The sequence below is a fragment of the uncultured Gimesia sp. genome, from assembly GCF_937910335.1.
Lineage (GTDB): Bacteria > Planctomycetota > Planctomycetia > Planctomycetales > Planctomycetaceae > Gimesia.
The window spans coordinates 1-11,714 of record NZ_CALEMX010000254.1 but is presented as its reverse complement, the minus strand read 5'-3'; the positions used below and the strand labels follow the sequence as shown (position 1 = coordinate 11,714).

Sequence of the window (11,714 nt, the reverse complement as noted above, 5' to 3'; positions counted from 1 at the left end):
TGTTTTTTTATAGACACCATTTTCGGTGAGGACTTTTGGTTGAAATTTTTTGATATATTTCAACGTTTTCTGAGCAACGTCATCATTACTACCAGAATAATTACCCGCGATCACGGAAATCCCCGCGCGTTGTGCTGCATAACTTCGGCGTTCTTCTCGGCCTAAACGGTCCAAAGTATTCAATCGCTGGATCACAGATTCTTGCTGGAATGTGTAAGCCGGAATTCCACGTTTGCGCAGTTCATAGACTAATTCGTCAGCAGCTTCCTGTGCACCAAGCCCTTTTGAGCGTCTGCTTTCAGGAATGTCGGCCAGGCCGACTACCATGATCATCCACGGCCCATGCCGTTTGGTGAGCTTGTATTTTTTGCCTTTGACAGCTTCAATTCCTGCATCTGCTTCGGGTAATATTCCCGTAACAAATACGGTCAATACTAATGTAAGAATCAGATTTTTTTGGAACAGTTGCATGGTCCGCATATCAGTATCCCTTCTGAAAGCGTCCGAACCGGATGGATTTGATTTGATTCAGCAGGCTCTGGTTCCCCATGCATCCTGATGGGTTAGCTACCTGTAAAATAGACTTTTTTCAAGCGTATCATGCTGAGATGTCTCAGTCATGCGGCGTGAGTCTAGCAGGTCTGAAAAAATGAGTCTATAGCTGATTTTCCGCGCCTTTTCCGTGATGAATTGAAGGAAATCTACAAGAGATACAGACCGTTGACTTGAATCATTGTTTTCAAATCATGACAACTTGCATAGAATCTAAGTAGTTATGGAATAATAAGATAAGATATCTTTTTTGCAAATCCGTTCCCTATGGGTTCGATTGGAATCAGGTTGAAAATCGATGCGTGTGCTTGTGGTATCGGACATTCATTCAAATTGGGCGGCGCTCTCCGCAATCCAGGAAGACTGTGATTACTGTCTATGTGTTGGTGATCTGGTTGATTATGGAACCGACCCGTTACCCTGTATTGAGTGGGTAAAACGGAATGCAACTGCTTGTGTACGCGGAAATCACGATCATGCCGTTGCCCAGCGGGTAGAAGCCAAGGGGACTACTGGCTTTCGAAAACTGGCCTGTGAAACGCGGCCCTTCCATTGGGATTTACTGGATCGAGTCAGAATGAAATATCTGGCACGGCTTCCCATTTCACAACAGATTACCCTCGAGGGAGTCACATTTTATCTGGTGCATGGCACGCCCCGTGATCCCCTGGATGAATATCTGGGCGATAATGAAGCCGCCTGGACCGCGCGGTTACAGGGAATCAATGCCGACTATATCTGTGTCGGACATACGCACATTCCGTTTCATCTTGATCTGGGTGACAAGCAGGTGGTCAATCCCGGAAGTGTCGGGCAACCTCGCGATGGTGACCCCCGCTGCTCTTATGCCATCATCGAAGATGGTAAGGTGACTCTCAAGCGGCAGGAATATGACATACAGGCTGCTATCCATCAGATGGAAGAAGCAGGCCTGACGGGAGAAGCATTGGAAATGGCATCCAATGTGCTATTGAATGCCCGCATGTCCTGATTTCGATTTGTGTTCTGTCTCGATTGCGACATCAATGCACAGAGAGAAGTTTCGTGGTTTGCTTACGCCTGTGGTTCGGTCATACTCATTGGATCCAAGGCTTCACGCAGCGTTTCTTCGGGCAGAATTTTTTGCTCGGTGCATAGTTCACGAATGGTTTTACCTGATTTGAAAGCTTCTTTGGCTAGAGCCGATGCTTTCTCGTATCCAATATGAGGATTCAAACTGGTTACCATTGAGAGGCTGTTTTCCACAGCCGCATTGCAGGCTTCTTGATTTGCTTCCATATTTTCACAGCAGAGTTTTACAAATTCATTACTGGAATTGGCCAGCAGATGGATACTTTCTAACGCAGTGAATCCCATGACGGGCATCATGATGTTCAATTGAAATTGTCCGCCAGCGGCTCCAGACATGGTAATGGTTTGATCGTTACCGATGACGCGTGTCGCCGCCTGCATCATGCTTTCACACATGACCGGGTTTACTTTACCGGGCATGATAGAACTACCTGGTTGCAAGTCGGGAATTTTCACTTCATAAAAACCGCAGCGGGGACCTGAACCAAGCCAGCGAATATTGTTAGAGACATTGAAGAGTGTTGTAGCGATTGTCTTCAATAGTGCATGACATTCTACAAGACCATCACGTTGCGCATTGGCCTCAAAATGATTTGTGGCTTCGACGAATGCAATGCCCGTTAATTTGGCCAACTCTTGACTGACTCGCATTCCAAATTCCGGATGTGTATTGATTCCAGAACCGACGGCAGTACCTCCTACGGGCAATTCATAAACGGCAGCCGCTGCTCGCTTCGCGCGTTCCACACACATTTCCAGTTGTCGGGCAAAACCACCGAACTCCTGACCTAGTCGTAACGGAGTGGCATCGGCGAGATGTGTTCTACCAATTTTGATGATCTGGTCCCATGCTTTTGCTTTTTGAGTCAGGCTGTCCGCGAACTTTTCCAAACCGGGAATCAGGTGATTGTGGATACTGGATGCGACTGCAACATGAATGGCAGTGGGAAATGTATCGTTTGTGCTTTGGCCCATATTAACATGGTCGTTCGGATGCACCGACTTTTCGGGAGCAAACCGGTCTTCACCCAGAATCTCAATCGCGCGATTACTGATGACTTCATTCACGTTCATATTGCTTGAGGTGCCTGAGCCGGTCTGGTAGACGTCAATGGGGAACTGGTCATCAAATTTCCCTTCCGCAACTTCTGTGGCGGCTGATGTGAGGGCCTGAATCTGTGTTTCATTCAGAGGGTTTTTGCCAGTTCCAGATAGTTTTCCAAGATCACGATTCGCATGTGCAGTCGCCAGCTTGACCTGTCCCATTGCGTGAATCAGGCTGGGAGGCAGCGTATTGCCTGAGATTTGAAAATTCTCAACAGCGCGCTGAGTTTGAGCACCATAATAGGCGTCTGCGGGAACCTGTACTTCACCCATTGAATCACGTTCGGTTCGAAAACCCGACATTGGTCTGCTTCCTGTCTCTGAAAAAATGATGATCGTAAACGTAAAAAAGGCTGGCAATCAAAGAGATTGATCACCAACCTTAATTGTAGCAAGTTGTCCGGTTTTCTCAATCGCTGCCCGGTATCGGATTGAAATTGATTACGGCAGAGGTTGAGAACTTCTTAGATAACTGAACAGGTCGCGTACTTCTTTTTCAGAGAGTTTGTCAAGCAGTCCTTCGGGCATTAAAGATTTCTTTTGCGGCAGCATTTCATCAATGTTGTTTCGCTCAACAGTAATGCTCTGCCCATCGGCACTTCGTATGACTACGACATTATTATCCTGGTCCGCCAAAAATCCGTTTACGGTTCGACCATCTTCTGTAACTATCAGAAACGTTTCGAAACCCTCACGAATTTCTGCAGAAGGATTCACAATATTAACCAGCATTCGTGCGACATCATCGCGTTTGAAAGCCGTCAGATCAGGTCCAATCTTGCCTCCATCACCAAACAGAACATGGCATTTTCCACAGTTTTTCTGGAAGAGTTTTTCACCAGCATATCGGTCGGGCTCTTCTTTACTCTTCTGCAGTTTTTGTGCGTGGGCGGCAATGATTGATTTCATTTCTGCGGTTGTTGCACCTGAAATAGATCCAAAATGTTTGGAGATCAGATCTGTGATATCGGAATCACTGTAAACGGTCATTTTTCGAGCCGTTTCGATGGAAACCGCAGCTTTATTAATTTTTCCAGCATCAATGGCATTCAGAAATTCGATGGTCCATGGTTTTCGAATGGAAACCAAAGTCTGGGCGGCACTTCGTAAATCGTCTGACATATTCGGATACTGACTGGTGACCACGGTGCCGATGGTTGCGTCCGGATACTGCTGTAACGCACTGATCGAAGCAATCTGCATCTGCAGGTCGCTGGAGCTCTTAATAATTTCTAACAGGACCGGAACGCACTGAGGGACTTTTACTTCACCAAAGATTTGAATCAGGTCCCGTCGTTTTTGGTTATCGGCTTTCGAGTCGGCCACAATTTTTAATGCTTTTTCGATCGTAGGTTTGTCACCCTGGCGAATGCCTAAGGACATGGATTGCCCACCATATTTGGACATTGCGGTGATCAGTGCTTTGGGAAAGCTGGCCTGCGAGCGGCCTTTCATTGCTGTTTCAAAGCCCGACATTAGAATTTCTGCATGAGATTTTCCTGGTGCAGACTCCAGTAGTCTGGCACAGATCATTAGATCTTTGCGGGAACCGGTGGAAGCAAACCGGCGCATGATGCGCTCCAGAATATATTTTTCGACGAGAGGATATTGCCAGACTTGCGCTTTCGAAAAATAGGCCAGTAATGCATCTCGGTTTTTATCAACTCGCTTTTCCAGCGACCACCACAGGATCAGCGGCAGATGTACATCGTCGAGATCTTCTGAGCGACTCAATAGATTGAAGGCAATGGGTAGTCCTGTGGCTGCAGGGAGCCGTTTGGAAGAGCTAGCGAGCTGGCTGCGGACCTGCACGTGCGGTTCCGTTAAAGCCATTGCAATGAGTTGTTGTCCGATTTTCGCGGGAACCTGATGTTGATCACATAATAATCTGATCGTCCAGGCACGGACATGAGGGTCCGGATGCTGCAGTGATTTCTCCGCAGCACTTTCATCAAGTCCACCACTCAGATTTAGAGCCCAGAGTGATTCCAACGCTGCTTGTCCCTCTGAAGTAAACAGTTTCTGTTTTAATGCAGGGATGACTGTCGCGTCTTTGCGATCTCCAAAAAGACGCAGTGCTTGTTGACGGTACCATTTGTTGGGGTGGTCCAGAACTGAGATCAGCTCCCGTGAGGATTTCTTACCAAGATCAAAGGGGGCGACAGGTTTGGCATCTTTGGCATTGATACGATAGATGCGACCATCACCTTTTTCGACATCGCCTGCATAAAGCTGGAGATGCGATATTTGATGTTCGTACATATCACAAAAATAAATCGCACCATCGGGGCCGACTTTGATATCGACGGGCCGAAATCGTTTGTCTGTAGTGGCCACCGGTCTTTGTAAATCTACCGTCTGATAGGAAGATCCATCACTCGAGATTTCACTTTCCACCACGCGGCCTTGCAGCGGTTCAATCCCAAAGAGGTGCCCCCGATATTTATGGGGGAGTGTATCTGCTTCATAGATTACAAAGTTGTGAGTAAAGCGGGGAACTTTGGCATGTTTCATGGCCTGGAAATAACCAAAGGTATAAGGATTAGAAAGAGGGCCGTGTTTGCCAAACCCTTTTTGATAGTAGCTGTCTTGCGTGTAATGGAAGCCTCTCGTATTTCCCCCGTTATGGCCGGAATAGAGGCGTCCTTTTTGATCGAACTCGACTCCAAAGGCATTCCCGCCACCTTCAGCGAAGATCTCATAAATTTTCTTTTCGGGATGATAACGCCAAATCAATTGGCCTAATGAGTGGATGGCTTCCTTGTCTTTCTGACCAGGCTTTTTCACTTTGGCGGAGACTGTGCTTCCCTGTGAAGAATACAGCCAGCCATCGGGGCCCCAACGCAAGCTGTTGACGACGGAGTGCGTATCTTCCAGCCCGAAGCCTTCAAGATGAACTACAGGGTCGCCATCGGGAACGTCGTCATTATTTTTGTCGGGGTAAAACAATAAATAAGGAGGGTTCAACACCCAGACTCCGCCACGACCTTTGACAAACGAAGTCGCAATATTCAAACCATCGATGAACGTTTTGTGTGAATCGTATTTACCATCGCCGTTAGTATCTTCGTGAATGGTAATTTTATCCGCACCCCGTTCGTGATTAGGCGGCGCAAGCGGCACCTTATCGTAGACGGCGCGCAGATGTTTGTCTTTACTGAGAATTCTTAAACCTTCTGGATCAGGGTATTGAAGATAGTTGATGACCCACATCCGGCCACGTTCATCAAAATTCTGAAAGATGGGTTGCTTTACATATGGTTCGGCGAGTACTTGTTCAATTTTCAAGTCTTCTGGTATGGTGAATTGTTTCAACGAATCAGCGGGGTTGAAAAAGTCTCCGCCGGTATTCTTCGGAGGTGGTTTTGGTGGCGCAGCCTGCCCCGTTGCGAATGGATGCAAAATGAGTGAGAACGTAAGCAGCAAGAACAATCGATGACTCATTGTTCTGGATCCTTTTAATTCAATAATTCAGGATGAGGATAAAGTAGAGGCAGGTACTTCGTATTTTACAGGGAGAGAAACTACTTCTTAGTCTGAAGAGAGACGATATCAAAATCAAGCATCAGGCAGGGATTCCATGATGCTTTCTTTGATTGAAATTCAGTCCTCACCCTGTAGCATCAAAACCTGTAATTTACAGTAGAAATTGGTTACCCCCTTTCCTTACGATAAATGAGGGAGTAAATTTCAGGTGCAATCGTGTTATTTTCAACAAAACATTAGAAACAGGAAAAGACAAGATGATCAGTAAATGGATGTTTTTTGCAATAGCCAGTTTATGTTTCTGTATTCAGGTGGTGTCTGGTCAGGAATCATCTAACTCCAGCCCCGAAACGCATCCCCTGCCTGAAACGGTAGCAAAGAACGCGAAACTGCAGGAAGAATATGCGGCCAAAGCCTTCTTTGAAGGACCAGTTTGGGATCCTGCGGGGAAAAAATTATACTTTACTTCTTTTGTCGACAAAGATACAAAAATATTACGTCTGGAAGGAGGAGGGAAAGCCAGTGTCTGGCTGGATGAGACGAAAGGCATTAACGGAACCTATCTTTCCCTGAAAGGACGGATGCTTGGCGCACAGGCATTTGGACAGCATGTGATGAGTTACGGCTTCGGTGAGAACGGTCCAACTGACACGATCATTGTCGCTCAGAATCCCAAGTGGAACCAACCTAACGATGTCTGTCAGACTCCCAACGGTAATATTTATTTTACCGACCCTGATTTCAAGAATCGCAAAACGAGCGCCGTTTATCTCAAGACAACAAATGGGGCGATCAAAAAAATCATCACCGATATGCCCCTCCCCAATGGTGTGATCGCCTCCAATGATGGTAAGACACTCTATGTGGGGGACAGTCACGAAAAACTCTGGCGGAGTTTTCCCATCAAAGCAGATGGAACTGTCGGGACTGGGAAAGTCTTTTTCGATCCCAAAACGAAACGACAGGATTCACCCGACGGAATGAGCATTGATGCGAAGGGGAATCTGTATCTTTCCGGACGGGGCGGAGTCTGGGTAGCGTCTTCAACTGGTCAAGCGTTGGGATTGATCTCGGTTCCCGAGTTTTGTTCCAATGTTACTTTTGGAGGAGCGGATGGGAAAACTCTGTACTTCACCTGCTCGAATAAGGTTTATAGTTTAAAAATGAATGTGAAAGGGGCACAGTTCCCTTAAACAACAATTTCAAATAAGAAACGGGCGATGTATTTAGGCATACATCGCCCGTTTTGATTGAGTTCAACAATTGCAAACGTGTTACAGAATCGCGGCCCCTTTGACGTCGATCCCCTTTAGAACCATTTTCAATTCTTCCACGTTCGGTGAAATTTCGAATGCGTCTGCTCGACTGATAAATTCCCGGTCGATAAAACCTTTCAGGCTGTCATTAAACTGCTGCATGCCTTCCTCTTTCCCGATGCGGATGGCAGCCGACAGTTTTTCGTCGTGTTCTTCCAGAATCAGTTTTCGCACGGTAGGGTTGAAGGTCATGATTTCGATAATAGGTACACGGCCTGGTGCATCGACAATTGTCTTTAAGAGTTTTTGAGCGACGATGGCGCGCATGTTAAATGCCAGACTGCTTCTCAATGCCTTATGCATGTCCTGTGGGAACAGGTCGAGAATACGGCCGATACAACTGGGGGCATTCGAGGCGTGGATTGTACCGAACACCAGGTGGCCTGTTTCTGCAGCATGGATCGCGGTTGAAAATGTTTCCATGTCACGCATTTCGCCCACGAGCATAATGTCGGGGTCCTGGCGCACGGCATGTTTCATGGCAATTTCAAAGTCTTTTACGTCAATCCCGACCTCGCGCTGATTGATCAGACATTTATTCTGGGTATAGACGAATTCGATCGGGTCTTCAATTGTCAAAATATGCTTGCGGTAGTTATCGTTGACCCAGTTGAGCATTGATGCAATCGTGGTACTTTTACCACTACCGGTAACACCCGCAAGCAAGACCATGCCCTGGTCAAACTTACAAAGCGATTCCATGACCTCAGGCAGGTACAAGCCTTCAAAGTTAGGAATCGAGCGCTCAATTTTACGAGAGACCATGCCGGGAACACCCAACTGGATAAATAAGTTTACACGAAACCGCCAGGGTACTCCTTCGTATTCCACGACATAAGAAAAGTCGGCTCCCCCTTCATCGTGGAAAATTTTGGTATTTCGCTCATCCATCATCGGGGTAAACAAAGCCATCATCTGGTCTCGGTCGATCGGCTCCATCTGCAGCTCGCGTAGAGTCCCTTTGACACGTAAGATCGGAGCTTTGCCCACTTGCATATGCAAGTCGGAACCGCCATGCTTGATCAGCTGGCGGAATACTTTATCGACATCATTTTCAGCATGTCCGGTTAAAGGAGAGATCTCTTTTGCTTTTGCAGGTACGGTTGTCGCCATAAACAAACTCCAATTATCGAATGGTCTTTACAGCTGCTAGATTTTGCAGCTGAATCGAGATCAACGCAGACTCGTTTCATGAAAAGAAATCAGGGACAAATTGTACAGATGAATCAATTTGCCTTAAATCAATCTATACTGCTATTTTGGGGACTCTGGAAGAACATGCAAGGTCCTTTTTCTAGGTAAACGATAAATTTGTGGCTCTGCTCTCAACACAGGTGATACCACCCTGATTTTTAACTTACCCTTGTGAGAGAGAAACAGTGCTTTTGAAGCGAATAGGAATGCCACGTTCGGCAAGATACTGCTTTGTTTCTTCTATGGGGTGAGTGCCATAATGAAAAATACTTGCGGCGAGTGCGGCACTGGCTTTGCCTTCCGTCAGGACTTCATATAAGTGTTCGGGACAGCCTGCACCACCGCTGGCAACCACCGGGATTGTGACGGCTTCTGCAACGGCTTTCGTGATTGGAAGATCATAGCCGTCTTTGGTTCCATCTGCATCCATCGATGTCAGAACGATTTCACCGGCGCCCAGATCTTCTACTTTTTTTGCCCATTCGATTGCTTCGAGGCCAGTTGGAACACGTCCACCATTCACGTGCACTTCCCAGAATTCTTTGCCCTCTTTCTGAACCCGTTTAGGATCAATATTCACAACGATGCACTGACTGCCAAATCGTAAAGCGGCTTCCCGAATCAGGTCCGGATCTTTGACAGCGGAAGAGTTGATCGAAACTTTATCGCAGCCGGCACTCAATAAAGCACGAATATCTTCCAGAGTCCGAATGCCACCTCCCACGGTGAGAGGCATGAAAATCACTTCTGATGTACGGCGGACAATATCGAGAATGATCTCGCGTTCTTCATGGCTAGCCGTGATGTCCAGGAAAACCAGTTCGTCAGCGCCCTGCTCCTCATAGCGTGCTGCGACTTCTACAGGATCGCCGGCGTCCTGAAGATTTACAAAATTGACTCCCTTAACAACACGTCCCGCATGGACATCCAGGCAGGGAATGATTCGTTTCGCCAGCATTAAAAAAACCTCTGAATCTTAAGTGAAAAGTGGCTGAGTCTGGAAAGCTTGTCGGAAGACTCAGTCGTCCGCTCTCTTAGATTAAACGAGATGGAGAGATTTCGGTAGTGTTCGGACTTTCTGTCAGATGTTTTGATCACTAATAATTTGATATTAATGAGACGCAGCTAGACGACGGAAGGTGGGCACATGTGAAATGATGCCACCCAGGTTTCATGGTAGAATTATGCGGTTCAAGAAACGCTATGAACACGCACATCCATGACAAAAAAACCGGTTGCTCCTTAGTAAGGGCAACCGGTTAAATCAAAATATTTTAAAGCTAATTATTCGAAAGTGGTCAAGTTCAATACAAAAAATACTTGCGAATTACTTCTTCTTCTTCGTCTCCGGACCTGTACCTACTGGAGGAGTTAAGGCGGGATCATTTTCTGGTGGAGCCGAAGCCCCCTGCTCGGATTCGGTTGAGCCTCCCGAACAGCCTGCCATCGGTAACAACAGAGCCAAACACAAAAGGTATGGGGATACTTTACGAAAAGATTCTACGAACACCATCAGCTCCTTCAAATTGTTAATCAAAAGAATAATCTCTCTGGGAGTGAAAAAATAACTCAGACAGGGCTCCCTTTGATTAGGAGCGCCCTGTCTGAAAAACAATTAAAATTCACCTACTGTTTGACCATCATGGATGCGTGTCAGTAGGGCATACTGACTGTGATCCATATTTTCGCTCAAGAAACGAACAGCGCCATCTCCCATCAAAACATGACAACCCCCTACATGAACACTGGATGCAACTCCGACAAAGATTCTGCGATCATCAACCCCACCACCGGAAGTCGCTCCTATTACATCGTAAGGGCCATTAATATGATACCGTTTATTATTGATGTGATTAGCATCAAGATTGGGGTGGTTTACAGCGAACGTTCCATAGACACGATGTTGAGCCCATAAGGGGGAATAAGCATCATCGCGACGCCCAAAAATGCAGCCTTCCGTCATGGCAATCGAGTTGCTTAGCCCGTCTCTAATTGATCTGAATTTAGCAGCGCCGTTAAACCCAAACATGCCTTGACCCTGAATTCCGGTTTGGCCGTTAGGAAGATTACTGGCACTTACGGCGTAGGTTGAATACAGCCCGTTCCCCGGCCAACCACTCCAATGCCCACCAGCGCAGAAGAGATAATTCGTTCTGGCGGCATTAGTGGCAAGGTAACTTGCATCAGTCCTGTTTTCCAATGAGTCGCCTTCATCAGAAGGACACAAGAGTGCAGGCAGGACCGTCTGCCCCAGAACAGTATTGGTGTTAGGCCATCCGCCATGGACTGCAGTAAAAAAGCCATTGGTCGCCCCGCTACTGGCAATATCAAAATTCCACTTATTATAGAGTGGTGCCTGATCCATGTATGGCAACAGTAACGTATAAGCTGTGTGGTTTAACCCATTGGTTGCAGGTTGATTTCCTAGAGCTGCAGAACCTGCCCCATTAATGGTCCCGGGAGGTAATACGCTGTGAGTTTCGTTATAGTTGTGCAGTGCCAGGCCCAATTGCTTCATATTGTTTTTGCACGTTGATCGTCGTGCTGCTTCGCGTGCCTGTTGTACTGCTGGCAACAAGAGTGCAATTAGAATGGCTATGATGGCGATGACCACCAGAAGTTCGATCAGGGTAAAACCCCGTTTTGCTGTGAGCCGTTTCATTTTCATCTCCAAAAAAGAAAGAATGATAGAGAAAGGAATAATTACAATTTCAAACTCTCTCTTAGTTTTCAAGCAAAATAAAATCAGAGGTGAACTCAGCATTCAAAAAATGAATAAAAGTAGAATAGCCAACCCTATTGGACTTTACTGAAGTGATGCAGGGTACCTGATTTCAAAACGAGAGTGCGAAACACTAACTTATCAAATAATCACCTATCAGAATTGATAGGTTTTGCTTACAGAATTCAAGGAATTGAGTTGATCCATTATAGAACTAGATCAACCTAATCCTATATTATAAACTCAAAAAATTAATTTGTCAACAAATT

Annotated in this window: 8 protein-coding genes; 2 read left to right on the top strand and 6 right to left on the bottom strand. The window is 46.4% G+C overall.

All coding sequences use genetic code 11. The features are described from left to right. The coding region (locus Q0668_RS10280; protein ID WP_298863851.1) for a hypothetical protein at nucleotides 1-480 on the bottom strand (480 nt) is incomplete at its 3' end. 370 nt (nucleotides 481-850) lie between these two features. Here Q0668_RS10280 and Q0668_RS10275 point away from each other — a divergent pair. Beyond that, entirely contained in the window at nucleotides 851-1,543 is a 693-nt protein-coding gene (locus Q0668_RS10275) for a metallophosphoesterase (RefSeq protein WP_298863849.1), read from the top strand. Between the two features lie 62 nt (nucleotides 1,544-1,605). Here the strand turns inward: Q0668_RS10275 and Q0668_RS10270 are convergent, their stop codons facing one another. Then, nucleotides 1,606-3,030, bottom strand: coding sequence for a class II fumarate hydratase (locus tag Q0668_RS10270; RefSeq protein WP_298863846.1), 1,425 nt, complete (start codon nucleotides 3,028-3,030; stop codon nucleotides 1,606-1,608). A gap of 138 nt (nucleotides 3,031-3,168) precedes the next feature. Beyond that, nucleotides 3,169-6,171, bottom strand: coding sequence for a PVC-type heme-binding CxxCH protein (locus Q0668_RS10265; RefSeq protein WP_298863843.1), 3,003 nt, complete (start codon nucleotides 6,169-6,171; stop codon nucleotides 3,169-3,171). Between the two features lie 299 nt (nucleotides 6,172-6,470). Between Q0668_RS10265 and Q0668_RS10260 the strand changes: the two genes are divergently transcribed. Further along, a complete protein-coding gene (locus Q0668_RS10260) occupies nucleotides 6,471-7,406 on the top strand; it encodes an SMP-30/gluconolactonase/LRE family protein (protein WP_298863840.1) in 936 nt (311 codons plus the stop codon). Between the two features lie 81 nt (nucleotides 7,407-7,487). Here the strand turns inward: Q0668_RS10260 and Q0668_RS10255 are convergent, their stop codons facing one another. The 3 genes from Q0668_RS10255 to Q0668_RS10245 all read right to left on the bottom strand — a co-directional run bounded on the left by Q0668_RS10255 (nucleotide 7,488) and on the right by Q0668_RS10245 (nucleotide 11,385). Further along, complete coding sequence (locus Q0668_RS10255) at nucleotides 7,488-8,642, bottom strand: type IV pilus twitching motility protein PilT (protein WP_298863835.1); 1,155 nt, start codon at nucleotides 8,640-8,642, stop codon at nucleotides 7,488-7,490. Nucleotides 8,643-8,886: 244 nt separating this feature from the next. Then, entirely contained in the window at nucleotides 8,887-9,681 is a 795-nt protein-coding gene (gene hisF, locus Q0668_RS10250) for an imidazole glycerol phosphate synthase subunit HisF (RefSeq protein ID WP_298863832.1), read from the bottom strand. A gap of 657 nt (nucleotides 9,682-10,338) precedes the next feature. Next, a complete protein-coding gene (locus tag Q0668_RS10245; protein ID WP_298863830.1) occupies nucleotides 10,339-11,385 on the bottom strand; it encodes a DUF1559 domain-containing protein in 1,047 nt (348 codons plus the stop codon). Between the last annotated feature and the right edge of the window lie 329 nt (nucleotides 11,386-11,714).

What these genes read in the sequence shown, in the direction of transcription:
- Q0668_RS10275 (WP_298863849.1), top strand. Translation starts at nt 851, where the DNA reads ATGCGTGTGCTTGTGGTATCGGACATTCATTCAAATTGGGCGGCGCTC.
- Q0668_RS10270 (WP_298863846.1), bottom strand. Translation starts at nt 3,030, where the DNA reads ATGTCGGGTTTTCGAACCGAACGTGATTCAATGGGTGAAGTACAGGTT.
- Q0668_RS10265 (WP_298863843.1), bottom strand. Translation starts at nt 6,171, where the DNA reads ATGAGTCATCGATTGTTCTTGCTGCTTACGTTCTCACTCATTTTGCAT.
- Q0668_RS10260 (WP_298863840.1), top strand. Translation starts at nt 6,471, where the DNA reads ATGATCAGTAAATGGATGTTTTTTGCAATAGCCAGTTTATGTTTCTGT.
- Q0668_RS10255 (WP_298863835.1), bottom strand. Translation starts at nt 8,642, where the DNA reads ATGGCGACAACCGTACCTGCAAAAGCAAAAGAGATCTCTCCTTTAACC.
- hisF (WP_298863832.1), bottom strand. Translation starts at nt 9,681, where the DNA reads ATGCTGGCGAAACGAATCATTCCCTGCCTGGATGTCCATGCGGGACGT.
- Q0668_RS10245 (WP_298863830.1), bottom strand. Translation starts at nt 11,385, where the DNA reads ATGAAACGGCTCACAGCAAAACGGGGTTTTACCCTGATCGAACTTCTG.